This is a genomic window from Caulobacter sp. DWR3-1-2 (assembly GCF_049896225.1).
Classification (GTDB): domain Bacteria; phylum Pseudomonadota; class Alphaproteobacteria; order Caulobacterales; family Caulobacteraceae; genus Caulobacter.
Genome location: NZ_JAFCTW010000007.1, coordinates 157,152 through 181,741 on the forward strand (window position 1 = coordinate 157,152; position 24,590 = coordinate 181,741).

Below are 24,590 nucleotides of genomic sequence, written 5' to 3' on the forward strand. Positions count from 1 at the left end.
GCACCTTGGTTCCAGATGGCCGGCGATAGGGCTCTCCGCGCGGAGGAACTACGCCGGCAGTTCGCCTACGGCGCTCTGCAGGTAGTTCTGTTCGCCCAGCGCCCTGACCAGACCCAGCTGCATTTCGAGGAAGTCGATGTGCTCCTCGGTGTCGGTCAGGATCTCGCGCAGCAGTTCGCGGCTGACATAGTCGCGGGCCTGTTCGCACTGGATGATGCCGGGGATCAGGGTCTCGCGGCCACCGATCTCGACCGACAGGTCCGAGGCCAGGCACTCGGGGATCGTCTCGCCGATCTTCAGCTTGTGCAGATCCTGCAGATTGGGCAGGCCCTCGAGGAACAGGATGCGGCTGATCAGCTTGTCGGCGTGCTTCATCTCGCCGATGGACTCGTCATAGGTGATCTTGCCCAGGCGCTTGAATCCCCAGTTGTCGTACATCCGCGCGTGCAGGAAGTACTGGTTCACCGCCGTCAGCTCATTGGTGAGCACCGCGTTCAAGAGCCGGATGATGCCGGGATCGCCTTGCATGGCGGGTCTCCTCAGATTCGAAAGTCGAGGCGACCGTGATCCATCGCTCGGACGGCTTCAACCGCTATGTCTGCAAGTGTATCTCAGCCTCACGGAAAAGCGTGAGACGGTTTCACGGTCGCCTATTCGGCGGCGTAGGCCAGGGCTTGTTGGTTGTCCTGGATCATCTGGCGCATTTCGCACACGCACTTGGCGCACTGGGCCTGGCAGCCCTTGTGACGAAAAACCTCCGCCGGGCGGGTGGCGCCAGCGTCGATGGCGGCGCGCACGTCGCGCTCGCGGATGCCGTTACAGTTGCAGACGTACAAGGAAGTCGTTCCCGCCGAATGATTGTCATTCTCATGTAGCGGAGGCATGGAGATTTTGCAACTGACTCGCAGTGCGACAAATCCTCCCCCTGTGGGACAGGTGTGGGCGAAGCCGACGGAGGGGGAGTGGTCGGCAGCCAGCCGCACCAGGATCGACGATCCCAACACTCCCCCCACCGGCCTTCGGCCGCCTCCCCCACAGGAGACAGGACTTGATCCAGCCCTCGCCCGATGCGTCAAATCGGCGTAATCCAGCCCCATGACCGACTGCCGCCTCTATTTGATCACCCCGCCGACCCTCGACGACCTGGCCGCCTTCGCGCGGACCCTCGCCGAGGCCCTGGACGGCGGCGACGTGGCCGCCTTGCAGATCCGGCTGAAGGATGCGTCGGACGAGGCGATCGCGGCGGCCGTCGAGGCTCTGTCGCCGATCGCCCGCGCCCACGACGCGGCGGTGATCCTCAACGACCGCCCCGACCTCGCCGCCCAGACCCGCTGCGATGGCGTCCACATCGGCCAGGACGACATGCCCCTCGCCCAGGCCCGCAAGCTGATGGGCCAGGGCGCGATGATCGGCGTCACCTGCCATGACAGCCGTCATCTGGCCATGGAGGCCGCCGAGGCCGGCGCCGACTACGTCGCCTTCGGGGCCTTCTTCCCGACCACCACCAAGGACGCGCTCACCACGGCCGATCTCGAGATCCTGTCGATCTGGCAGGAGACCATGGAGGTCCCCTCGGTGGCGATCGGCGGCGTCACGCCGGAAAACGCCGCCCCGCTGGCCACGGCGGGGGCAGACTTCCTGGCCGTCTCCGCAGGGGTGTGGAAGCATGTCGGCGGCCCGGCTGCCGGCGTCGCGGCGCTGAACGCGGCGATCGCGGAAGGGCTGGCGGCGCGCGGTTAAAAGCCCTCTCCCGGAGGGGAGAAGGAGGGGCCCGCGCGAAGCGTGGGAGGGTGAGGGGTCACACCGTCAGCCGGAGCGCCGCGCCAATGGCCTCGGCCACGCCACCAGGGTCGGCCAGCACAGTTTCGTTGCCAAACCGCAGGACGCGATACCCGCAGCGCTGCAGCACTTCGGTTCGTTGGGCGTCATAATCTTCCCGACCCTCGTGGGTTGGGCCGTCGAGTTCGACGATCAGATGCGCGTCCACACACACGAAGTCGGCGAAGTAGCGATCAATTGGAACCTGGCGGCGAAACTTGTAACCCTCGAGGCGGCGACCGCGAACGATGGGCCACAGCTTTTCCTCGGCCATGGTTTGGTTTCGGCGCAGGCGGAGAGCGTTGGCGATTGGATCCATGGCGCGAGCTTGGCTTGGCTCATGACCGTGGCAAGCAAAGTAACCGGGGTTTCACTTTCGGCGGCGTAACCCCTCACCCTCCCACCACCTCGTGGCGGGTCCCTCACTCTCTCCTCCGGGAGAGGGTTTCCGAGGTCGCCTTGCTTTCACGCGGCTCCGCGCCTAGGTATCGCGCCCAGTTTCTCGATCTTTCTATCCGCCCGCATGCCTGTCCCCCGCCGTCACCTCCATGACGCTGCGCAGGGGGACCCTTGAGGATTTCCGTCTTGGCCACCGCTTCCGCCCTCCTGAACGTGATGATCGACGCCGCTCGCAAGGCGGCCCGCGGCTTGGCCCGCGACTTCGGCGAGGTCACCGAATTGCAGGTTTCCAAGAAGGGTCCCGCCGACTTCGTGACCGCCGCCGACCAGAAGGCCGAGCAGGTGATCTTCGAGATTCTCGAAAAGGCTCGCCCCGGCTACAGCTTCCTGGGCGAGGAGCGCGGCATGGTCGAGGGCACCGACAAGACCCACACCTGGGTTGTCGACCCGCTGGACGGCACCACCAACTTCCTGCATGGCATCCCCCATTTCGCGGTCAATATCGCCCTGCAGCGCGAGGGCGAGGTGGTGGCCGGCGTCACCTACAACCCCATCACCCACGACCTGTTCTGGGTCGAAAAGGGCAAGGGCGCCTATCTGGGCGCCGAGAAGCGCCTGCGCGTCGCCGCCCGGCGTCACCTGGACGAGAGCGTGCTGGCCACCGGCGTGCCGTTCCTGGGCAAGCCCGGCCACGCCCAGTTCCTCAAGGAGTTGCACCAGATCAGCCAGAAGGTGGCCGGCGTGCGTCGTTTCGGCGCGGCCTCGCTGGATCTGGCCTGGGTCGCGGCCGGGCGCTTCGACGGCTTCTGGGAACGCAATCTCAAGCCCTGGGACGTGGCGGCCGGCGTGCTGATGGTCACCGAGAGCGGCGGCAAGGTCTCGACCATCGACGACGGCGGCAACCCGGTGGACGGTGTCTCGATCCTGGCCACCAACCAGGAACTGCACGGACTGGTGCTGGAAAAGCTGCAGGCGGCTTAAGCTGCTCCCTCACCGTCTCCCAGGCCTTCGCCGGGGAGACGGTTTAGACACAAAAACGCCCCGGGCTCTCACCCGGGGCGCTTCTGTATTACGCCTGTCGCGTCTTAGCGGCAGACGGTCCGCTCGTACATCGTGCCGCGATAGCGGTCGTAGTCGCGGGTCGTCCAGCAGTCGCGGTCCTGGCTCTCGGTGTAGCCATAGGGTTGGGCGTAGCCGTAGGATTGGGCATAGCCGTTGGGCTGGGCGTAGCCGTAGGACTGGGCATAGCCGTTGGGTTGGGCGTAGCCGTAGGATTGGGCATAGCCGTTGGGTTGGGCGTAGCCGTAGGGCTGGGCGTAGCCATAGCCGTTATAATAGCGCGGCGACTGGCGCGGCTGGGCGTAGGCGTAACCCCGGCCGTAGTGGTTGTTGCTACTGCTGCCAGCGATGGCTGCGCCAAGCGCCAGGCCGATGATGCCACCGGCGATCGCGACGCCGGCGTCGTTGCCGTGATGACTCCGGCCGGCGTAGCCACCGCCATAGCCGCCGCCATAGCCGCCATTGCCGCCATAGCGGTAGGACTGAGCCGAGGCGGCGGTCGCGCCGGCGACCATGGCCAAGGCCGCGACGCCCGCTGCGACACGGCCAATCGTGGTCTTGAGATTGCGGTTCATGACGCTGTGTCCTTTCTGGAAAGGCGGTCCGAACGGCCGTCTCCATCTTGAGATCGATCTTCAGGCCCGATGGCTGAACGCAGGCTGAACGGGGGCGTCAGCTTCGAAAAGCGTCCGATTTGTTCACCTTTGCGCGCGAAGGTGCGGGTTACGACGGCGCCCAGAACGGGCGCCGATGGCTCGAAGGCGACCAGGCGATGTCCAGGAACGTGGCTTACACGGCCGGCGAGGATCTGCAGATCCTGTCGTTCGAAGTCGGGACCCAGACCTATTGCGTGCCCGTGGGCGCGGTCCGCGAGATCCGCGGCGTCACCCCCGCCACCCCCCTGCCCGACGCGCCGCCCTATGTGCGCGGCGTCATCAATCTGCGCGGCCAGGTCATGCCGGTCATCGACCTGTCGGAACGCCTCGGCAAGGGTATCGCGCAAGACAGCGCCCGCCAGGTGATCATCGTGGTCGAGCATCACGACGATGTCGCCGGCCTGCTGGTCGACGCGGTCTGCGACAGCTTCATCGTCTCGGCCAGCGCCATCAGTCCGCCCCCGCCGCTCGGCGAGGAGGCCTCGCCCCTGGTCGCCGCCGTGATCACGACGGAGACCAGCATGGTGGTGCTGCTGGCCGTCGACGCCATCCTGCCCGAACGCAAGGTGGCGCTAGCGGCTTAGGGACCACGATTGGGGACAGGCGCATGCGCCTGTCCCCAGCCCTGCCCCGGCCTCCAAACATTTGTTTCAATAGCCCCTTCCTTCTCCCCCACGCCTCCCGCTAGGGTCTCCCGCAACAAATAGGGAGATCGCCGATGAAGGCCGCCGTTCTGCGCGAAGTAGGTCAGCCGCTCCAGATCGAGGACGTCTCGATTGGCAAGCCAGGTCCGCATGAGGTGCTGATCCGCACCAAGGCCGCCGGGGTCTGCCATTCCGACCTGCACTTCATCGAAGGCTCCTATCCCCATCCCCTGCCCGCCGTGCTGGGTCACGAGAGCGCCGGGATCGTCGAGGCGGTGGGCTCCGAGGTTCGCACCGTCAAGGTGGGCGACCATGTGATCACCTGCCTCAATCCCTATTGCGGCCACTGCGAGGTTTGCCTGACCGGCCACATGAACCTGTGCATCAGCCCCGAGACCAAGCGCGCCAAGGGCGACGAGCCCCGACTGTTCAAGGAAGACCTGGCCGGTCCCAGCAAGATGGCCCAGTTCCTGAACCTGTCGTCCTTCGCCGAGATGATGCTGGTGCACGAGCACGCCTGCGTCGCCATCCGCAAGGACATGCCCTTTGACCGCGCCGCCCTGATCGGCTGTTCGGTGATGACCGGGGTGGGCGCGGTGATCCACACCTCCAGCGTCCGGCCCGGCGAGACCGTGGCGGTGATCGGCTGCGGCGGGGTCGGCCTGGCCACCATCAACGGCGCGGCGATCGCCGGCGCGGGGCGGATCATCGCCATCGACCGCGTGCCCCACAAGCTGGAACTGGCCAAGACGTTCGGGGCCACCGACGTCATCAACGCCAATGACGGCGACGCGGTAAAGCAGGTTCAGGACCTGACCGGCGGCGGCGTGCACCACAGCTTCGAGGCCATCGGCCTGAAGGCCACCGCCGAGCAGTCGTTCAAGATGCTGCGCCGGGGCGGCACGGCCAACATCATCGGCATGATCCCGGTCGGCACCATGATCGAGCTGCACGGCGCCGACTTCCTGGGCGAGCGCAAGATCCAGGGCAGCTTCATGGGCAGCAACCGCTTCCCGGTCGACATGCCCCGCCTGGTCGACGCCTACATGGCCGGCAAGCTGAAGCTGGACGAACTGATCTCGCGCCGCATCAAGCTGGAAGACGTCAACTCGGCCTTCGACGAGCTGAAGCGCGGTGAACTGGCGCGCTCGGTGATCGTGTTCGACTGATATTCCTTCTCCCCTTGCGGGAGTAAGGTGGCGTCCAAAGGCCAACGGATGAGGGGTCGAAAGCCCTGTCAGCCGCGATGGTGGCATGACTGAACGCGATGGCGCCGTCTGGTAGACCCCTCATCTGACCCGCTGCGCGGGCCACCTTCTCCCGCAAGGGGGAGAAGGACCACGTTCCCCAAAGGCAACGCTTTCTTGAACTCTGCCTGCGCATAATGTCGCACCACCACACGTTGCGATGGGGCAGTAGAGTGAAGTTGAGCGAGTTTCTCGACGACGGGTTGGAAGGCGCGCTGTTGGTTATGGGCCGGCGGAGCCGGGTGGTCCGCATCTGCGTCAGCCTGATGATCGACGGCTTGCTGCTGGCCAATTTCGGCTGGAAGGCGGCTGGCGGCTGGTTCGCGGTCAATGTGGCGCTCGAGGCCTGGCTGCTGTTCCATCAGGTCCGGGCCGGCAAGAACCGCTACCCCTCGCCCCTGGTGCGGCTGGGCACGGTGGCGGCGTTCAGCGGGGCCTGGTCGATGATGGCCGCCCTGACCTGGATCAACGGTTCGCCGGCCATGAAGTTCGCCGGCCTGCTGATCCTGTTTGGCCTGCTGCTCGAAGCCCTGAAATACGCCGTGCTCAGCCGCGCCGCCTTCGTCGCGCTGGCGCCCTTCCCGGTGGCCGCCCTGATCATCGCGCCGATCGTGTTCGGCGGCTTTCGCGGCTGGGAGATGATCTTCGCGATCACCGTCCTGCTCGGCCTGGGCGCCTATCTGAGCAACGCCGCGCGGCTGATGCGCGCCAACGCTCACGCCCTTGAGGAGGCCAAGGCGCAGGCGCAGGCCGCCAACCTGGCCAAGTCAGCCTTCCTGGCGATGATGAGCCACGAGCTGCGCACGCCGATGAACGGGGTGATAGGCATGGCCCACGCCCTGGCCGCGACCCGGCTGGACCACCGCCAGACCGACTATCTCGACACCATCGTCCAGTCCGGAGACGGACTGATGACCATCCTCAACGACATTCTCGACCTGTCGAAAATCGAGGCCGGCAAGCTGGAGCTGGAAACCGCCAGCTTTGACGTCGCCGAACTGGGCCGTCAACTTCACCGCCTGTGGGTCGAGACGGCCCGCGCCAAGGGCGTCGACCTGGTGCTCGACATCGCGCCCGACACGCCGGCCTGGCTGGCCGGCGACGCGGCCCGCGTGCGCCAGGTGCTGTTGAACCTGATCTCCAACGCCCTGAAGTTCACCCTGGAGGGCGGCGTCCGCATCGGCATCGCTTGCGCTGAAGGCGGCGGCGTCGAGATCGTGGTCGCCGACACCGGCATCGGCATGTCGCCCGAGCAACTGGCCCGGCTGTTCCAACCCTTCGCCCAGGGCGAGGCCTCGACCACGCGCCGGTTCGGTGGTTCGGGCCTGGGCCTGTCGATCTGCCACCACTTGGTGACGCTGATGGGCGGACGGATTTCGGCGACCAGCCGGTCCGACCTCGGCTCGACTTTCCGGGTGACCTTGCCGCTGGCCCAGGCGGCAGCTCCCGTCGCCGTTCTGCCGGTCGCCCGCGGCGCCGGGCTGGAAGGCCGGCGTATCCTGGTGGTCGACGACAACCAGGTGAACCAGATCGTCGCCAAGGCCCTGCTGGAAGCGGTCGGCGCCGTGGTCAGCCTGGCCGATGACGGCCGCCACGGCCTGGACCGCCTGGCCGCCGAGGACTTCGACCTGGTCTTGATGGACCTCCACATGCCGACGATGGACGGCGTCGAGGCCCTGGCCCGCATCCGGGCCGGCGAAGGCGGCCGCGACGACATCCCGGTCATCGCTCTGACCGCCGACGGCATGTCGGGCGAGGCCGAGCGCCTGATGGGCCTGGGCTTCGACGACGTGCAGCACAAGCCGATCCAGCCGGCTCTGCTGATGCGGGCCGTGGCGGAGTGGTGCCATGCGCCGCGACGAGAACTCTTGGCCAAGGCCTCGTAAATACCGCTCAGCCCGGCGAATGCCGAGACCCAGATCCAAGGTCGCTGAGGATGATTGGAGAGGCGCGGCGCCATTGTCGTCAGCCCCATCGCCATTCCATCTGGGTCCGGGCATTCGCCGGGATGAGTGGATCGGAGATATCCACAGCGTCCCAATCGAACTCTGGACGAACCGATCATGCCGCGTGCGAAAATCATCGGTTCCGCCTATGTTGACCGCTACCCGCCATGCGTTTCGACGACCACTTCCTGGACGAACTGAAGAACCGCCTTCGCCCTTCCGACGTGATCGGAAAATCGGTGAAGCTGCGGCGGCAGGGGCGCGAATATGCGGGGCTGTCGCCGTTCACCAAGGAAAAGAGCCCGTCGTTCTTCGTCAATGACGACAAGGGCTTCTACCACTGCTTCTCCAGCGGCAAGCATGGCGACATCATCAGTTTCCTGCAGGAAACCGAGCGGCTGACCTTCACCGAGGCGGTCGAGCGGTTGGCGGCCGAGGCCGGCATGGCCCTGCCCGAGCCGGACGCTCGCGCCGCGCAAGAAGACAAGAAACGCGCCACCCTGACCGACTGGATGGACCTGGCCGCAGCCTGGTTCGAGAGCGAGCTACGCCGTCCCGTCGGCCAGGCGGCCCGCGACTACCTGGTCCGCCGCGCCTTGCCGCAGGACCAGTGGAGCCCTTTTCGTTTGGGCTTTTCACCCTCCGGGCGAACCGCGCTGAAGGACTATCTGATCGCCAAGGGCGCTTCGCCGGGCGAACTGGTCGAGGCCGGCCTGCTGATCGCGCCCGAGGACGGCGGCGCGCCCTATGACCGGTTCCGCGACCGGATCATCTTTCCGATCACCGACACCCGGGGCCGGGTGGTGTCGTTCGGCGGCCGGGCCATGGATCCCGCCGCCCGCGCCAAATATCTGAACGGCCCCGAGACCACGCTCTTCCACAAGGGCCGGCTGCTGTATGGCCTGTACGAGGCCCGCAAGCTGCTGCACGCCGCCCAGGCCGCCGCCGGTCCCGAAAAGGGCGTCGAGCAGACGCCGCTGATGGTGGTCGAGGGCTATATGGACGTCATCGCCTGCCAGCGGGCGGGCCTGCCGGCCGTGGCGCCCATGGGCACGGCCATGACCGAGGAGCAGATGGAGGTGCTGTGGCGCCTGCATCCCGAACCCACCCTCAGCTTCGATGGCGACAAGGCCGGCCAGCGCGCCGCCAGCCGGGCCATCGACCGCGCCCTGCCGCTGCTCAAGCCCGGCCGGTCGTTCAAGTTCTCTATGGTGACCGGCGGCAAGGATCCCGACGACGTCCTGCGCGAACAGGGCGCGGCGGCGCTGAAGAGCCAGATGACGGCGACCACCCCCTTCGTCCAGGCCTTGTTCGACCGCGAACGTGACCTGGAGCCTCTGGACACCCCCGAGCGCAAGGCGGGCTTCAAGCAGCGGCTGCGGGCCGCGGCCGGCACGATCGCTGACAAGGACCTGGCGGCGGCCTATCGCGACGACCTCTATGCCCGGCTGGACGCCCTGTTCCCCAAGCCGGGCTATGGCGGCGGCCAGAGTGGCGGCGGCGAGGGCCGTCCTTGGGTCCCGCGCGCCCAGTGGAAGGGCGGCAAGGATCGCGCGCCGCCCGATCCGGGCATCCGGGGCGTTGCTCGGGCCGAGATCGGCACGCGGCTCAAGCCCTTCCACGCCGCCGTGGCCATCGCCGCCCTCGACCATCCCGCCTGGGCGCGCTCCTATGACGAGGCCATCGAGCGCATCGGCTTTGGCGATCCCCGCCTCGCGCCCCTGGCGGCCGAACTGTTCGACGCCCTGTCCGACGATATCAGCGACGACGTCGCCTTCCGCGACATCTTGACGCGCAAGGGCCTGGGCGAGCAGGTCGCCGAGGTCGAGCGCGTGGCCGCCGCCATCAGCGCGCCCTTCCTCGATCCCAAGATGGAGCCCCACCGCGCCAAGGCCCTGTGGTCTGCCTGCTACGAGGCCTTGGTCGAGATCGGCGACAGCGAGCGCGCGCTGGGGTCCCTCCGCCGCGAAGCCGTCACCGCCGAGACCCTGACGGCGACCCGCGACCTGCGGGTGCGGATCGGGGTGCTGGAGCGGCGGATCAGCGGGCTGGAGTTCTGGGAAGCGCCGGTGACGGTGCTGCCGATCACGTAGATTGATGATCCGCTCATCCCGGCGAATGCCGGGACCCAGATACATCCTGAGCGCCGCGCAATTAGGCGTTCAAATTCAATCCGACAAACAGGTCCCGCCAATCTGGATTGGCTTCTTCGATCAGCATCAGCTTCCAGGATCGGCGCCATTCCTTGATCCGGCGCTCACGCTTAAATGCTTCGTCGCGGGACTCATAGACCTCATACCAAACAAGCATGACGCAGCCGTATTTGGCCGTGAAGCCCCCTCGGCTTTCATCCCGATGCTCCTCGATGCGGCGCAGCAAATCGTCAGTCGAACCGATATAGAGCGTGCCGTTTCGCTGGCTGGCGACGATGTAGGTATAGAAAGCCATGCTCGTATATCCGCGCACGTTCATGACTGGCGAAAGCAGAAAAACGGGGGTTTCGATTTAGGCGCCATGGATGGATCTGGGTCCCGGCACTCGCCGGGATGAGCGGATTATCAAGACTGGCATCAAAGAGCGTGCGCCTATCCCGTCTTGACTCCGGCGTCATGCGACGCCATCTGGCGACTCACGGATTTGCCACGCTGCTGATTGACATCGCTCGGGCCGCCATTTGCATGTGCGCGCCCTCCTTGAAACAGGATGTCACCCTCGTCGCCGCCAGGTCCCAGTGGCTGCTGAAACCTCTCGAAGGTCGATGCTGATCACGCCCGAAGTCAGCGCCTCCGCAATGAGCCTAGCTCGCGGAGCGTTCAGCCATGGCTCTTCGGCGCGTGTCAGGTGTTTTCCTTGAGAATTTTTCAGCGATGCGCTGGAAGCGTGAACGGACGGCAGGGCGCGATGCGCAGGCGACCCACCATTTAGACATTTCACGGCGCGCGCCACGAACCAGGCGCCGCGCCGTTTCGGAGACTTGAATGAGCACGACGACGACTGATGGAGCCGAACCCCCCGAATCCGGTGGCGGCGATGGTCCCCTGCTCGACCTCACCGATGCCGGCGTAAAGAAGTTCATCAAGCAGGCCAAGGCCCGCGGCTACGTCACCATGGACGAGCTGAACAAGGTTCTGCCGTCGGAAGAAGTGACGTCCGAGGCCATTGAAGACACCCTCGCCATGTTGAGCGAGATGGGCGTCAACGTGGTCGAGGCCGAAGAGGACGCCGAGACCTCGGAAGGCGGCGAAGTCGTCGCCCGCGAGGACAACCAGCAGGTCATCACCAGCGACAAGCCGGCGGCCTATGACCGTACGGACGATCCCGTGCGGATGTATCTGCGCGAGATGGGCAGCGTCGAGCTGCTGTCGCGCGAGGGCGAAATCGCCATCGCCAAGCGCATCGAGGCCGGCCGCGACACGATGATTCGCGGTCTGTGCGAAAGCGCCCTGACCTTCGAGGCGATCATGGTCTGGCGCGAGGAGCTCGGCACCGGCCGCATCCTGCTGCGCGAAGTGATCGACCTGGAAGGCACCTACGCCGCGATCAACGGCGTGGCCGCCGCGCCTGCCGCCGAGGACGCCGAGCCCGCCGAACCGGCCGAGTCCGACCCCGACGCTCCCAAGGCCGAGGGTGACGATGACGAGGACGATTTCGACGACGGCGCCGGCCCGACGGTCAGCGCCATGGAAGGCGAGTTGCGCGAAGGCGTGATGGCCATCCTGGATGCGATCGCCAGCGAGTTCGAGACCTTCCGCAAGCTGCAGGACAAGCTGGTCGGCAGCCGCCTGAAGGGCGCCGATCTCAGCGACGCCGACCGCAAGGCCTATGAAGGCCTGTCGACCACGATCATCCAGCATCTGAAGACGCTGAAGCTGAACAACAACCGCATCGAGGCGCTGGTCGAGCAGCTCTATGCGATCAACAAGCGCCTGATCGGTCTCGAAGGTCGCCTGCTGCGCCTGGCCGACAGCTATGGCATCAGCCGCAGCGAGTTCCTGAAGGCCTATTTCGGCTCCGAGCTGAACCCGAACTGGGTTGAGCAGGTCAAGGCCATGGGCGTGCGCTGGACCAAGTTCGTCGAGAACGACAACAACTCGGTCGGCGACATCCGTCAGGAAATCGCCGCCTTGGCCACCGAGACCGGCGTGCCGATCGACGACTATCGCCGCATCGTCCAGACCGTTCAGAAAGGCGAGCGCGAAGCCCGTCAGGCCAAGAAGGAGATGGTGGAAGCCAACCTCCGTCTCGTCATCTCGATCGCCAAGAAGTACACCAACCGCGGCCTGCAGTTCCTGGACCTGATCCAGGAAGGCAATATCGGCCTGATGAAGGCCGTCGATAAGTTCGAATATCGCCGCGGCTACAAGTTCTCGACCTACGCCACCTGGTGGATCCGTCAGGCGATCACCCGCTCGATCGCCGACCAGGCGCGGACCATCCGCATCCCGGTGCACATGATCGAGACGATCAACAAGATCGTCCGCACCAGCCGCCAGATGCTGCACGAGATCGGCCGCGAGCCGACCCCCGAAGAGCTGGCCGAAAAGCTGGCCATGCCGCTGGAAAAGGTCCGCAAGGTCCTGAAGATCGCCAAGGAGCCGATCAGCCTCGAAACGCCGATCGGCGACGAGGAAGACAGCCACCTGGGCGACTTCATCGAGGACAAGAACGCCATCCTGCCGATCGACGCGGCCATCCAGAGCAATCTTCGCGAGACAACGACGCGCGTGCTCGCGTCGCTGACCCCGCGGGAGGAACGCGTGCTGCGGATGCGGTTCGGCATCGGCATGAACACCGACCACACCCTGGAAGAGGTCGGCCAGCAGTTCTCGGTCACCCGCGAACGCATCCGGCAGATCGAGGCCAAAGCGCTGCGCAAGCTTAAGCACCCGAGCCGGTCGCGCAAGCTGCGGTCGTTCCTGGACAGCTAGGCGCACATCGCGGCGCGCGCATCTCTAGAGCATTTTTCGAGCGAAGTGGTTCCGGTTCGCGTGAAGAAAAATGCGTCAAAACAAAAGATTAGAGCTCACGGCTTGACGCAGTCAGGTCGGGAAATGCTCTAGACAAAGCAAAGGCCCCTCGGATCGACCGAGGGGCCTTTCGTGTCTATGGGCGGATGCGATCAGTCCTTGAACAGCTTGTCGTCGCTGCGCGAGCCGATGCCGGCGATCGCCGCACCGCCCTGCTCGACCACCGACGACAGGCCGGCGTCGGAGTCGATCTTTCGGGCCTCTTCGTCGCGTTCGGCGGGATCGGTCTTGGCGTCGGTCGGGGTCATCGAGGGTGGGGTTTCGGTCTCGTCGTTTGGAAGGCCGGTGGCGGACGGGTCGGACTGGGACATGGTAATCTCCTGGCTGTCCAAATCGAACGCCTCGCCAGCAGGCTGGTTCTCTCCCTTCCTGCGCATCGGATCGACATGCCGTCTGGCGCTAAGGTCCGCCGCGCTGCAAACTAGAGGATCGACCAAGGAGCCCGCCATGACCGTCCCGGACGAGGAGCTATTCGCCTTTGTCGATGGCGAACTGCCGCCCGAGGCCATGGCGCGTATCGAGGCGGCTCTGGAGGGCGATCCCCAACTGGCGCTGCGGGTCGAGACGCAGCGCGCCTTGCGTCGGTTGCTCTCGGGATCCCCTATGGGCGCGGCCGCGACGTCACCTCAAAAGCGGGCCGCCGCCACGACGCCCCGTCCTGGCCCTGCGCCCAAGGTGGCCGAAGTCATCGCTTTCCCCGGCGCTCAAGCCAAGGCCAAGACCAAGCCGACCCCCAAGTCGGCTTCGCCCAGGGTCGCCAGGCCCAAGGCCGAGGCCGGTGGGCGCGGGTCGCACTGGATGATGATCGGCTGCCTGGTGGCGGGGCTGGCGATCGGCCGGCTGGCGGCGCCTTCGCCCCCGACCCTGAGCGGCGCGCAGGACATTCCACCGACCGCCGCCGGACCCTTGGTCAAGGCGCTGAATAGCCAAGCCCCGGGCCAGGTAGCCCTCGTGAAAATCGGCCTGTCGTTCAAGAACAAGGCGGGGCTCTATTGCCGCACCTTCCAGGCCTCGGGCCAGACACCGGTAGCGGGGGTGGCGTGCCGCGAGGCCTCGACCTGGCGGTTGCGGGTGGTCAGCTTCGCCGGCCCGGGGGCCGTGCGGCCAACGGTCGATGCGCTGATCGCCGGCCAACCTCTGGACGCCGCCGGCGAGGCCCGGGCCAAGGCGGCGGGCTGGAAAGCCAGATAAGGCGCCGCCCCCCGGCGAAGCCAGGGGGCGGCAGGTCCGAACCCGCGCAGGGGGGAATGCGGGGTGGGTTCGGACCGGCTCGTGGCCGGTCGATCGCGCCCGAGCCTAGAGCATTTCCCGACCTGACTGCGTCAGGCCGTGAGCTCTAATCTTTTGTTTTGACGCATTTTTCTTCACGCGAACCGAAACCACTTCGCTCGAAAAATGCTCTAGACCTTCATGTCCAGGAGGGCGCCCGCCATCTCGTTGGCGGTTCTAGCGACGGCGGCGTTGGCCTTGAAGTCGATCTTGGCCGAGACCTGTTCAACGACTTCGTGCGCCAGATCGACCTTGCTGCCTTCCAGGCTCGAGGCGGCCGTGCGCTGGGCGCTGGCGCTGAGACGATCGGCGGCGGCGAACATGCCGGCGGCGGCGGTGGCGAGTACCTGCACGGACCGTTTCCCTCAAGTTGCTCGCGCAGTGTCTCTCCGCCCGGTTAAGCACTCTTCACCAAAGAGGGTGAAATTACACGGTTAAGGGGCGCGGCCCGATGAGGAGGCCTGCCCAACGCCGGTTTCTCAGAGATTTCAAACGTTCAGGTTGGGAAAACTCGACAATCCGCGCGCCGGTAGCCAAAGTTCGCGCCTTCGCGGGTCGTCCCCGCCCTTGGAGCCTGCTTGATGCCGTTCTCCCGTCGCGCCGCCCTAGCCGGCGTCGCCCTGCTGCTGACCGTCCAACCCGTTTTCGCTGCTCCCGTTAGTAGGGCGACCGCCGCGAAGGCCGCCGCCAAGCCCGGCTTCACGCCTTCGGCCGACGCCATCCGGGCGCACATGTCCTTCCTGGCCGATGACCTGCTGGAAGGCCGCGAGGCCGGCACCCGGGGCTACGACATCGCCGCCAACTACGTGGCCTCGCAATATGCCCTGATGCATGTGAAGCCGGCGGGCGGGAATGGCTCCTACCTGCAGCCCGTGCCGCTGACGGCCTATCGGAACGCTTCGCAGGGCGGGGTGTCATTCACCGGCGCCGACGGCAAGTCGGGCGCCCTGGTGTTCGCCGAGGATTATCTGCCGTCGGCCCAGGCTCGCCAGGCCGAGCTGTCGGTGACCGCGCCGCTGGTCTTCGTGGGCTATGGGATCAGCGCGCCCGAGCGCGGCCGCGACGACTATGCGGGGCTGGACATCAAGGGCAAGATCGTCGTGCTGATGGGCGGCGCCCCCAGCGGTTTCCAGACCGAGGAACGGGCCCACTACGGCAACGCCAACGTCAAGCGGGCCGAGGCGGCCAAGCGCGGCGCGATCGGCGTGCTGATCATGCCGACCACCGGCGGTGAGAAGCGCCGTCCCTTCCAGCGCGGCGTGGCCAACTTTCAGGAATGGCGGATGACCTGGCGCGACGCCCAGGATGTTCCCTATGTGCGCGGCGCCTCTGCCCCCAGCCTGGCCAATCTGAGCCTGGCGGGCGCGGCCAAGCTGTTCGCCGGCGCGCCTGTCGCCTTGGACGCCGTGCTGGCGACCGCCGAGACCCCCGAAGGCCTGGTCAAGGGTTTCGCCCTGCCAATCCAGGCGACGGTCGCTCTAAAAACCGAGATCGAGAAGCGTCAGAGCAGCAATGTCGTCGGCATGATCGAGGGTACGGACCCAACGCTGAAGGCCCAGACCATCATCCTCAGCGCTCACCTCGACCACCTGGGCATCCATGGCGAGGGTGCCGACAAGATCAATAATGGCGCGCTCGACAACGCCTCGGGCGTGGCCACCCTGCTGGAGGTGGCGCGCGGCTTCAAGGAGGCCAGGACCAAGCCCAAGCGCTCGATCGTGTTGCTGGTGGTGACCGCCGAGGAGAAGGGCCTGATCGGCTCGGAATATTTCGCCAACAACCCGACCGTGCCCAAGGCCGGCATCGCCGCCGACGTCAATCTGGACATGCCGGTTCTGCTGTACGACTTCCAGGACGTCATCGCCTTTGGCGCCAACCGCTCGTCGATCGGCCCGGCCGTGGCCCGCGCCGCCGGCCGCGTCGGCATCGGCCTGTCGGCCGATCCGCTGCCGGAGGAAGGCCTGTTTACCCGCAGCGATCACTACCGCTTCGTCGAGCAGGGCGTGCCGTCGGTGTTCCTGATGACCGGTTTCAAGAACGGCGGCGAGAAGGGCTTCAAGGAGTTCCTGGCCACTCACTATCACAAGCCCAATGACGACCTGAGCCAGCCGATCGACTATGTGGCCGGCGCCCGCTTCGCCCTGGTCAATTACGAGATCGCCCGCGAACTGGCCGACGCGCCCGCCCGGCCGACCTGGAACAAGGGCGACTTCTTCGGGAACCTGTTCGGCAAGAAGTAGCGCCGAGCTCCCAGCTGGGGACAGGCGCATGCGCCTGTCCCCATTCGCCTTGACCCCATCAGCCGCCTTGACCCCGCCTGCCCGCGGCGCGATCTGTACCCGCGGATGAGCCGGAGACGGGACGCGTGCTGAGTGTGGGAAGCCTGCTGAGGATCGGCCTGATCGCGCCGGCGGTCATGGTGGCCGACGTCTGGCTGGCCCAGCGGCTGTTTCCGGGCTTCAATTCCGGGGCCCAGTTCATCAGCGAGCTTGGCGGACCGGCCGCGCCCAATCCGGCGATCTTCAATGTGGGCATGGTCGTGGCTGGGCTGGCGGGCATGGCGGCGGGGGGCGGCTTCGCCCACGCCCTGCAGGACGCCGGCGGCCGTCGCCAGGTCTCGGCCTTCGCCGGGCTATGGGTGGCGATGACCGGCCTGGGCGCCCTGTTTGCTGGCCTGTTCCACTGGCCCGATCCCATGCACCGCGCCTGCGGCGTGGGCCTGGCCATCCAGTTCGCGCCGCTGTTCACCGCCTGGGCCCTGTGGGGCAAGCCCCAGCACCGCCGGTTGGCCCACTTCTCGCTGGGCTGGTTCTTCGGCCTGCTGCTGGTGCTGGCCCTGCTGACCGGCGTGTGGAACGTGCGCACCGGCTCGGACGTCGGCCTTTGGCAGCGCGGCCACGCGTTCCTGGGCCTGCTGTGGCTGGCCATCGCGTCCTGGAACCTCGACCGCCACTGGCGCTCGCGGCCGACCGACATGGGCGAGCCGCCTGAAGCGTCCGGGGAACCGGACTACGCTTCCGCCGCCTCGTAGCGCGCGACTACTTCCAAGCGTAGTTGAAGCTGATGCTGATCCGCTCTTGCTTGGCGGCGTTGGCTGGCACCTCGTGGCGCAACCAGCTTTCCCACATCAGCACCGCGCCCGGCTGGGGCTGGACGTAGACGAAGGTCTGGCGATCCTCCGGCGCGTCGGCCTGGCGGGTCGGCGCGGCCATCATCAGCGGCAGGCGCGGGTCCTCCAGCTTCAGGGCCGAGGCGCCGGGCGGGGTCGCCACATAGACCGTGCCCGACAGCACGCTGTGGGGATGGATGTGGCTGCTATGGGCGCCGCCGGGCTTGAGGATATTGATCCACAGGCTGTCCATCACCAGCCGCCCCCCGGCCAGCTCCAGGTTCAGATCGCGGGCGAACGCCACGGCGTGCTTGTCGAGCTTCTTCTTGAGATCGGCGAACAGGCTGTCGCGTTGCGGCAGGTCATTCAGCGAGGCGTAGGAGGTGTAGCCGGGATAGCCCTTTTCCTTGGCCCAGGCCTTGCCGGCCCGGTCCTCGGAAGCAATCGCCCGGCAGGCGTCTTCCAGCTCGGCGTTGAAGGCCTCGAACCCCTTTTCGGCGGCGAGGCTGCCCTCATAGAGGTGGGTGACGAAGAGCGGGCGCAGGGTCATGGGGCGTCATACCGCCCCGCCGCGTTGACGACAAATCGCGATCGGCGGATGATCGCGCCATGGCCGACGGCGAAATCACCCTGAAGATTGACGAGGCGCTTGCCGCGAGCCTGAAGGCTCGGGCCGCTGCGACGGGTCAAAGTATTGAGGCCGTGGCCGTAGACAGCCTTGATTTGATGTTTAGCCAGGATCGAGGATTTAACGACAGCGCGGCGCATTGGGACGAAATTCAGCGCATTGTTGACGAAACCGAGCGAGATGGCGGCATTCCTCTGGAAGACGTTGAGCGTTGGGTGGCTTCATGGGACACCGACAACGAACTGCCGCCGCCTGAGCCTCGTCCTAGAACCGCCGGTCGATGAAGGTCGAGATTTCGGCGGCTGCTCGCCGAGATATCCAGTATCTGCGGCGCTGGTTGGCTGGACGTTCGCCCGATACAGCGAAGCGCGCGAGCCAAACCAATAGTCGCTGCGATTGCGAGCCTGAATAAATTTCCGGAACGTGGCCTTAGCGTGCGAGGAGACTTGCGCGAGCTTATCGTGCCCTTCGGCTCGGCCGGCTCTGTCTTGCGGTATGGCATCGTGGCGGACCGCGTAACCATCGCCCGCGTCTTCCACAGCCTGGAACGTCGCTGACTGCCCCAGACTCACCTATATGTCCCCCGTGGACCAAGACACCTTCGCCCCTCCCCCCGCCAACGCCCTGAAGGGCGCCGCCCTGATCAAGGACGAGGTCTCGCGCCTGCCCGACGCGCCGGGGGTGTATCGGATGATCGGCGAGGACGACGAGGTTCTCTATGTCGGCAAGGCCAAGAGCCTGAAGAAGCGGGTGATCCAGTACGCCCAGGGCCGCTTTCACACCAACCGCATCGCCCACATGGTCGACGCCACGCGGTCGATGGTGTTCGTCACCACGCGCAGCGAGGCCGACGCCCTGCTGCTCGAGATCAACCTGATCAAGTCGCTGAAGCCGCGCTTCAACGTGCTGCTGCGCGACGACAAGAGCTTTCCCGAGATCATGATCCGCCGCGATCATGACGCGCCGCAGTTGCGCAAGCATCGCGGGGCTCACACCATCAAGGGCGACTATTTCGGGCCGTTCGCCAGCGCGTGGGCGGTGAACCGGACGCTGAACACCCTGCAGAAGGCCTTCCTGTTGCGCTCATGCAGCGACAGTGTCTACGAGACCCGCTCGCGGCCCTGCATGCTGCATCAGATCAAGCGCTGCGCCGCGCCATGCACGGGACTGGTCGGCAAGGATGACTACCAGGCCCTGGTCGACCAGGCCGAGGCGTTCTTGCGCGGCAAGTCTCGCGCGGTGATGGCGACCATGGCCAAGGCCATGGAAGAGGCCTCCGAGGACATGGAGTTCGAGCGCGCCGCCCGGCTGCGCGACCGGATCCGGGCCTTGGCCGCGGTGGCCGCCGAAAGCCAGATCAATCCCGAGACCGTGGACGAGGCCGACGTCGTGGCCCTGCACGTCGAGGGCGGCCAGGCCTGCGTGCAGGTGTTCTTCTTCCGCGCCGGCCAGAACTGGGGCAACCGCGCCTATTTCCCGCGGGTGACCGGCAATGCAGAAGAGGAAGACGCCGAAGACGGTGAAAAGAGCGCCACCGAGGACCAGCGCATCCTCACCGCCTTCCTGGGCCAGTTCTACGACGACAAGCCGATCCCGCGCCTGATCCTGACCAACCTCGAGCCCGCCGACCGCGAACTGCTGAGTGAGGCCTTCTGCCTGAAGAGCGGGCGCAAGGTGGAGATCGCCACTCCCAGGCGCGGCGAGAAGGCCGACCTGGTCGGACACGCCCTGACCAACGCGCGCGAAGCGCTGGGGCGGAAGATGGCCGAGGGCAGCGCCCAGACCAAGCTGCTGGCCGGGGTCTGCGAGGCCTTCGGCCTTGACGGTCCGCCCGAGCGGATCGAGGTCTATGACAACAGCCACATCCAGGGCACCAACGCCGTGGGCGGTATGATCGTGGCCGGGCCCGAAGGCTTCATGAAGGGCCAGTACCGCAAGTTCAACATCAAGAGCACCGAGCTGACCCCCGGCGACGACTACGGCATGATGAAGGAGGTGCTAAAGCGTCGCTTCGCCCGCCTGATCAAGGAAGAGGACGAGGGCGACAGCTCGGCCCGGCCCGACCTCGTCTTGGTCGACGGCGGCAAGGGCCAGCTGGACGCGGCGATCGAGGTGATGGCCGACCTGGGCGTCGATGACATCGCCGTGGTCGGCGTCGCCAAGGGGCCCGACCGCGACGCCGGGCTGGAGCGGTTCTTCATGCCCGACAAGACGCCGTTCATGCTCGAGCCCAAGTCGCCGGTGCTCTACTACCTGCAGCGCCTGCGCGACGAGGCCCACCGCTTCGCGATCGGCGCCCACCGCACGCGGCGCTCGATGGACCTGAAGAAGAACCCCCTCGACGAGATCGAGGGGGTCGGTCCGGGGCGCAAAAAGGCCCTGCTGCATGCGTTCGGCTCGGCCAAGGGCGTGGGTCGGGCCGGGGTCGAGGATTTGGTGAAGGTGGACGGGGTCAGCCTGCCGCTGGCCGAGCGGATCCACGCATTTTTCCGGAAGAGCTAGCGGCTCACCCACCGCTTGGTTCCCCGCCCCGCGTCCCCACATATGAGCCATCCTCATACCCAAGCTTAGGCCTTGCTCATGTCCACGTCGCTCTATGACCTGACTGTCCCCGTGCTGGTCCGCGCCCTGCGCAACCTTTCGGCCATACTGAAGAAGGGCGAGGCCTTCGCCAAGGAGACGGGTCTGGACCCCAAGGACCTGATCGAGGCTCGCCTGTTCCCCGACATGGGCGCCCTGGCCAGCCAGATCCAGCGGGCCAGCGACAGCGCCAAGGGCTGCGTCGTCCGCATCGGCGGCGTCGAGAACCTGGCCATGGCCGACACCGAGACCACCTTCGACGAGCTCCAGGCCCGAATCGCCGCCACCATCGCCTTCCTGGAAAACACCCCGCGCGAGGCCATGGACGGCAAGGAGGAGACGCAAGTGGTGCTCAAGCTCCCCAATGGCGAGTTTCCGTTCACGGCAACGAACTTCGCCTTGGGCTTCGTGCTGCCCAACGTTTTCTTCCACGTCACCACTGCCTACGGCATCCTGCGCCACAAGGGCGTGCCGCTCGGCAAGCTGGACTATCTCGGCGGGCTATAGGTTTAAGTCCTCCCCCTATGGGGGAGGCGATCGCGCAGCGATCGGTGGGGGGAGTTTTGGAGCCGATCGCCGGCCTGGCGAACATCCGATCACTCCCCCCTCAGTCGGCCTCGCCGACATCTCTCCCGCAGGGGGAGGACTTCTACGCCGCCTTCGGCCTCAGCGCCCATAGCCCGCCGAAGCTCAACGCCGCCGCGACGGCCAGGTACAGCCCCACCGGCGCTAGCCCGCCTCGCTCGGCCAGGGCCTGGGCGATCATCGGGGCCAGGCCGCCGCCCAATATGCCGCCGAGATTGAACGCCGCCGAGGCCCCGGTGTAGCGCACCCGCGCCGGAAACAGGTCGGGCAGGAAGGCCCCCAGCGGGCCATAGACGAAGCCCATGACCAGCAGGCCCAGGGCCAGGAAGGCGAAGATCACCAGCAGCGAGCCGGAGCCCAGCATCGCCGGCAGCAGGGCCCCGACCCCCACGGTCATGGCGCAGCCGGCCATCAGCACCCGGCGCGGACTGCTGGCGTCGGCCCAGTAGCCGGCCGCGACGATGCCAGCGGCCATGAACAGGATGGCCCCCAGTTGCACGCTCAGCATGGCGGTGCGGCTGTAGCCCAGGGTGTTGACCCCGTAGCCGAGCGCGAAGGCGGTCATCAGGTAGTAGACGGCGAAGCAGCAGATGGCCGCCAGGGTTCCGCACAGGGTGACCCGCCAGTGGTCGCGCAGCAGTTCGCCCAGCGGCACGGCCGGCGGCGCCTCGTGGGCGATGGCGGCGGCGAAGGCGGGGGTCTCGGTCAATTTCAGCCGCACCCACAGCCCCACCCCGACCAGGGCGGCGCTGCCCAGGAACGGCAGGCGCCAACCCCAGGCCATGAACTGCTGCGGCGTCAGGATCACGCCCAGGATCAGGAACAATCCGTTGGCCGCGATGAAGCCGACCGGCGCGCCCAGCTGCGGGAACATGCCGAACCGCGCCCTCCAGCCCGGAGGCGCGTTTTCGACCGCGAGCAAGGCCGCCCCGCCCCACTCGCCGCCCAGGCCAAAGCCCTGTCCGAACCGCAGCAGGCATAGCAGGACGGGCGCCAGCCAGCCGGCCATGGCGTAGGTGGGCAAGAAGGCGATGGCCAGGGTCGAGCCACCCATCAACATCAGCGACGCCACCAGGGTCGACTTGCGTCCCACCCGGTCGCCGAAATGGCCGAACACCGCCGCGCCGATCGGCCGGGCCAGGAACGCCACGCCCAGGCTGGCGAAGGCCGCCATCTGCTGCAGGCTGGCCGACTTGGACGGGAAGAACAGCGAGCCGAACACCAGCGAGGCGGCTGTGGCGTAGATGTAGAAGTCGTAGAACTCCACCGCCGTGCCGACCAAGCTGGCGGTCAGCACGCGGCGAGAGGAATTGGCGCCGGGTGGCTGGGTCTCGTCCATGGGGTCTCCCTAGATGCCGGCGAGGGCTAAGCGCGATAAGAACGCAAGGTCAACTGATTGGGTAGAAACCGCCCCAAACCGCACCTTTTCGAGCAGCCTTGGCGGGATCTGTCCTTTGCTGTCGTCGCAACGCGGCATGGCCATGCCGAAATAGTTTAGTTTTCGAGGAGGCGCACGTAGGACGCCAGGTCAGGGACCTTCTGAACCACCGTCCAGAAACGGCGGTCCGCCGTGACGACCCGCGTCCGCTCGCGCACGGCCAAGGCCAGGTAGAGACAGTCGTAGACGGCATGGCCCAGACGTTGAGCCAGCACCGCAGCGGCTTGCAAATCTTCCTCGATCGGGATCGCGGTCACCGGCGCGTTGAACAATTCCGATAGATGCTCGGCGGCCTCCTCGGCTTGGAGCTCGCCCCGCCTCGCGCGCCGCCACAAGGCGCTCGCCGCCTCCAAAAGCCAGAGCGACGGCGCGATCAGGTCTTCTTCCAGCAAGGCGTCGGCGGCGGACTGACCTGGCTCATCCAGAACCCATTTCAGCGCCACGGAGGCGTCGATGACCAGGGTCATCGAGCGTCGCGGTCGGCACGGATCAGGTCAGCGGATTCTCCCGCGATGCGTCCGACGGTCTTTTCACGAAGGCTGGCGGCGCGTTCGCGAAACGCGGCGCGGCCGGCCTTGAGCGCGGCCTCCAGAATCAAGCGATGCTCGGCTTCGGCGCTGCGACCGTTCAGGGCCGCCCGGCGCTTGAGCGCTTCGACGACGTCACGGGGCACTTCGCGAACCAAGAGCTGAGCCATGACGAATGATATCATCTGCTATCATAACGCGCAATCGGCTCCCCATAGCCCTTCCGCTCGCTCATGCGTTAGAACGCCACCATGAAGAACTTGCCCAACATCCTGACCTCGGCGCGCCTGGTCATCGCCCTGTTCATGTTCGTGGCCTTGGCCGCGGCCGCTGGCGGCCTGCCGTGGATCGGCGATAGCCTGAGCACGACCCAGCAATATTCGCTGCAGCGCTGGGCGTTTTGGGCGTTCGTGATCGCCGCCATCACCGACTTCTTCGACGGCTGGCTGGCCCGCAAGCTGGACGCGGTCAGCATCTGGGGCGCGATCCTTGATCCGATCGGCGACAAGATCCTGGTCTGCGGCGGCTTGCTAGGCCTGATGGCCCTGGGCCCCAATCCGCTGGTCATCTTGCCGGCCGGCTTGATCCTGTTTCGCGAATTCGCCGTCAGCGCCCTGCGCGAAGTGAGCGCTGGCAAGGGAATCAAGCTGCCGGTCACCTTGCTGGCCAAGTGGAAGACCACGCTGCAACTGGTGGCCATCGCCGGCGAGATCGTCATCGTCTCATGGAGCGCCTTCAACCTGCCCGACGACAAGGTGCTGTTCGGCTACACGGCCATGGGTGTCCACGGCCTGCTCTGGGTCGCCGCCGTGGTGACGCTGATCACCGGGGCTCAATATTGGGAAGCGGCAAGGAAGGCGCTGGTCTAGGGCGGACCTCCCCCTGTGGGCTAGCAGATTCACACATGTCTGATGGCGGCCTGTAAGTTAGCCAGGGTCCAGCCGCATTTGCGGTCCTGGAGGCTGCGCCAACCGCGTAGCATGACGATGGGGCCGGGCTTGCCGTAGTAGCCGGTCCAGCCGCCCAGTCGGGCGCAGACCCAGGCGGCATAGGCCATGGTTTTCGGGGGATGGGGGTTTTTCTGGCGCTGGGTCTTGCCTTCGAGTTCGGCGCAGCAGGCCTCGATGAGCGGGATGTCGCCGGGATCGAAGGCGTCGAGGATGGGACGGGGAACCTGGCCTGGGACCGGGTCGCGGGCATGGACCAGTTGCTGGACGATGACGGCGGCGATCAACAGCAGGGTGACCAGCTTCTGGCGGGGCAGATCGTGGGCCTGGCGCAGGGCTTCGATGTGGAAGCCCTCGGTCTTAAGGGCCCGGAACAACTGCTCGATGGCCCAGCGGCGGCGATAGAGGTCGACCACGGCGAAAGCCTCCTGGGCGGTCTGGACGGGCGCGGTGGTGATCAGCCGCCAGTGCAAAGGCGGCTCGCCCTGCGGAGCGTCGACCTCGCGGGCGTCGACCACCGTGACAGCCACCCTGGCGGCCAGGGCGCAACCCGCGCCACGGTTGGCCGGCCGCGCCAGCTCGACGGGGGCCAGCCGCACCGCCAGCGTCGCCTCGCGCGCCTTGCGGCCGCCCCGGGCCGGCAGTTTCACGACCTGCCGCCCGGCCTCGGCCAGGGCGTCGAGGGTGGAGAACAGCTTGCCGCCGTCGCCC

26 protein-coding genes are annotated in these 24,590 nt (G+C 66.6%); 14 read left to right on the forward strand and 12 right to left on the reverse strand.

Annotated features, from left to right (window positions below; all coding sequences use genetic code 11):
• Positions 1–48: 48 nt before the first annotated feature.
• Positions 49–528 (reverse strand): bacterioferritin, encoded by a 480-nt coding sequence (gene bfr, locus ACP696_RS12455; protein WP_426014546.1) that lies wholly within the window; start codon positions 526–528, stop codon positions 49–51.
• 122 nt (positions 529–650) lie between these two features.
• Complete coding sequence (locus tag ACP696_RS12460; RefSeq protein WP_426014544.1) at positions 651–836, reverse strand: (2Fe-2S)-binding protein; 186 nt, start codon at positions 834–836, stop codon at positions 651–653.
• Positions 837–1,095: 259 nt separating this feature from the next.
• Between ACP696_RS12460 and thiE the strand changes: the two genes are divergently transcribed.
• Positions 1,096–1,740, forward strand: coding sequence for a thiamine phosphate synthase (thiE, locus tag ACP696_RS12465; RefSeq protein ID WP_426043844.1), 645 nt, complete (start codon positions 1,096–1,098; stop codon positions 1,738–1,740).
• 58 nt (positions 1,741–1,798) lie between these two features.
• On the opposite strand, the gene ACP696_RS12470 is transcribed toward thiE, so the two are convergent.
• Complete coding sequence (locus tag ACP696_RS12470; RefSeq protein WP_426014540.1) at positions 1,799–2,137, reverse strand: endonuclease domain-containing protein; 339 nt, start codon at positions 2,135–2,137, stop codon at positions 1,799–1,801.
• Between the two features lie 266 nt (positions 2,138–2,403).
• Here ACP696_RS12470 and ACP696_RS12475 point away from each other — a divergent pair, with 266 nt between their 5' ends.
• The gene (locus tag ACP696_RS12475; RefSeq protein ID WP_426014538.1) at positions 2,404–3,198 is read left to right on the forward strand and encodes an inositol monophosphatase family protein; all 795 of its coding nucleotides are present in this window, start codon (positions 2,404–2,406) and stop codon (positions 3,196–3,198) included.
• Positions 3,199–3,302: 104 nt separating this feature from the next.
• Here ACP696_RS12475 and ACP696_RS12480 read toward each other — a convergent pair whose 3' ends face one another.
• Entirely contained in the window at positions 3,303–3,851 is a 549-nt protein-coding gene (locus ACP696_RS12480; RefSeq protein WP_426043845.1) for a hypothetical protein, read from the reverse strand.
• Positions 3,852–4,048: 197 nt separating this feature from the next.
• On the opposite strand from ACP696_RS12480, the gene ACP696_RS12485 reads away from it, so the two are divergent.
• The 4 genes from ACP696_RS12485 (at position 4,049) to dnaG (ending at position 9,862) form a co-directional block, all read left to right on the forward strand.
• Positions 4,049–4,516: a chemotaxis protein CheW gene (locus ACP696_RS12485; RefSeq protein WP_426043846.1), complete on the forward strand. Its 468-nt coding sequence runs from the start codon at positions 4,049–4,051 to the stop codon at positions 4,514–4,516.
• A gap of 134 nt (positions 4,517–4,650) precedes the next feature.
• A complete protein-coding gene (locus tag ACP696_RS12490) occupies positions 4,651–5,745 on the forward strand; it encodes a Zn-dependent alcohol dehydrogenase (RefSeq protein ID WP_426043847.1) in 1,095 nt (364 codons plus the stop codon).
• A gap of 251 nt (positions 5,746–5,996) precedes the next feature.
• Positions 5,997–7,709 carry an ATP-binding protein gene (locus ACP696_RS12495; protein ID WP_426014531.1) on the forward strand — a complete coding sequence of 571 codons (1,713 nt, stop codon included), beginning with the start codon at positions 5,997–5,999 and terminating at the stop codon, positions 7,707–7,709.
• Between the two features lie 227 nt (positions 7,710–7,936).
• Positions 7,937–9,862, forward strand: coding sequence for a DNA primase (dnaG, locus tag ACP696_RS12500; protein WP_426043848.1), 1,926 nt, complete (start codon positions 7,937–7,939; stop codon positions 9,860–9,862).
• Positions 9,863–9,923: 61 nt separating this feature from the next.
• Here dnaG and ACP696_RS12505 read toward each other — a convergent pair whose 3' ends face one another.
• The gene (locus ACP696_RS12505; protein ID WP_426014527.1) at positions 9,924–10,217 is read right to left on the reverse strand and encodes a GIY-YIG nuclease family protein; all 294 of its coding nucleotides are present in this window, start codon (positions 10,215–10,217) and stop codon (positions 9,924–9,926) included.
• 530 nt (positions 10,218–10,747) lie between these two features.
• Between ACP696_RS12505 and rpoD the strand changes: the two genes are divergently transcribed.
• Positions 10,748–12,697 (forward strand): RNA polymerase sigma factor RpoD, encoded by a 1,950-nt coding sequence (rpoD, locus tag ACP696_RS12510; protein WP_426014524.1) that lies wholly within the window; start codon positions 10,748–10,750, stop codon positions 12,695–12,697.
• 191 nt (positions 12,698–12,888) lie between these two features.
• On the opposite strand, the gene ACP696_RS12515 is transcribed toward rpoD, so the two are convergent.
• A complete protein-coding gene (locus ACP696_RS12515) occupies positions 12,889–13,107 on the reverse strand; it encodes a hypothetical protein (RefSeq protein ID WP_426014523.1) in 219 nt (72 codons plus the stop codon).
• A gap of 136 nt (positions 13,108–13,243) precedes the next feature.
• On the opposite strand from ACP696_RS12515, the gene ACP696_RS12520 reads away from it, so the two are divergent.
• Entirely contained in the window at positions 13,244–13,987 is a 744-nt protein-coding gene (locus ACP696_RS12520; protein ID WP_426043849.1) for an anti-sigma factor, read from the forward strand.
• Between the two features lie 209 nt (positions 13,988–14,196).
• Here the strand turns inward: ACP696_RS12520 and ACP696_RS12525 are convergent, their stop codons facing one another.
• On the reverse strand, positions 14,197–14,418 hold the full coding sequence (locus tag ACP696_RS12525) for a flagellar basal body rod C-terminal domain-containing protein (RefSeq protein ID WP_426014519.1): 222 nt from the start codon (positions 14,416–14,418) through the stop codon (positions 14,197–14,199).
• A gap of 228 nt (positions 14,419–14,646) precedes the next feature.
• On the opposite strand from ACP696_RS12525, the gene ACP696_RS12530 reads away from it, so the two are divergent.
• On the forward strand, positions 14,647–16,305 hold the full coding sequence (locus ACP696_RS12530; protein ID WP_426043850.1) for a M20/M25/M40 family metallo-hydrolase: 1,659 nt from the start codon (positions 14,647–14,649) through the stop codon (positions 16,303–16,305).
• 77 nt (positions 16,306–16,382) lie between these two features.
• On the forward strand, positions 16,383–17,096 hold the full coding sequence (locus ACP696_RS12535) for a DUF998 domain-containing protein (RefSeq protein WP_426043856.1): 714 nt from the start codon (positions 16,383–16,385) through the stop codon (positions 17,094–17,096).
• Between the two features lie 7 nt (positions 17,097–17,103).
• On the opposite strand, the gene ACP696_RS12540 is transcribed toward ACP696_RS12535, so the two are convergent.
• On the reverse strand, positions 17,104–17,724 hold the full coding sequence (locus ACP696_RS12540) for a TIGR02466 family protein (protein WP_426043851.1): 621 nt from the start codon (positions 17,722–17,724) through the stop codon (positions 17,104–17,106).
• 59 nt (positions 17,725–17,783) lie between these two features.
• Here ACP696_RS12540 and ACP696_RS12545 point away from each other — a divergent pair, with 59 nt between their 5' ends.
• The 3 genes from ACP696_RS12545 (at position 17,784) to ACP696_RS12555 (ending at position 20,889) form a co-directional block, all read left to right on the forward strand.
• Positions 17,784–18,086, forward strand: a complete 303-nt coding sequence (locus ACP696_RS12545; RefSeq protein WP_426043852.1) for an antitoxin — start codon at positions 17,784–17,786, stop codon at positions 18,084–18,086.
• 292 nt (positions 18,087–18,378) lie between these two features.
• Positions 18,379–20,304, forward strand: a complete 1,926-nt coding sequence (gene uvrC, locus ACP696_RS12550; protein WP_426031812.1) for an excinuclease ABC subunit UvrC — start codon at positions 18,379–18,381, stop codon at positions 20,302–20,304.
• Positions 20,305–20,382: 78 nt separating this feature from the next.
• Entirely contained in the window at positions 20,383–20,889 is a 507-nt protein-coding gene (locus tag ACP696_RS12555) for a DUF1993 domain-containing protein (RefSeq protein ID WP_426043853.1), read from the forward strand.
• A gap of 142 nt (positions 20,890–21,031) precedes the next feature.
• Here ACP696_RS12555 and ACP696_RS12560 read toward each other — a convergent pair whose 3' ends face one another.
• The 3 genes from ACP696_RS12560 to ACP696_RS12570 form a co-directional block, all read right to left on the reverse strand.
• Entirely contained in the window at positions 21,032–22,306 is a 1,275-nt protein-coding gene (locus ACP696_RS12560; RefSeq protein WP_426043854.1) for an MFS transporter, read from the reverse strand.
• A 155-nt stretch (positions 22,307–22,461) separates the two neighbouring features.
• Positions 22,462–22,872, reverse strand: a complete 411-nt coding sequence (locus ACP696_RS12565; protein WP_426014504.1) for a type II toxin-antitoxin system VapC family toxin — start codon at positions 22,870–22,872, stop codon at positions 22,462–22,464.
• Entirely contained in the window at positions 22,869–23,102 is a 234-nt protein-coding gene (locus ACP696_RS12570) for a FitA-like ribbon-helix-helix domain-containing protein (protein WP_426014501.1), read from the reverse strand. The genes ACP696_RS12565 and ACP696_RS12570 overlap by 4 nt, the downstream gene beginning before the upstream one ends.
• A gap of 81 nt (positions 23,103–23,183) precedes the next feature.
• Between ACP696_RS12570 and pgsA the strand changes: the two genes are divergently transcribed.
• A complete protein-coding gene (pgsA, locus tag ACP696_RS12575) occupies positions 23,184–23,801 on the forward strand; it encodes a CDP-diacylglycerol--glycerol-3-phosphate 3-phosphatidyltransferase (RefSeq protein WP_426014499.1) in 618 nt (205 codons plus the stop codon).
• Between the two features lie 29 nt (positions 23,802–23,830).
• Here pgsA and ACP696_RS12580 read toward each other — a convergent pair.
• Positions 23,831–24,590: transposase (locus tag ACP696_RS12580; protein ID WP_426043855.1), on the reverse strand; the 760-nt coding region annotated here is incomplete at its 5' end.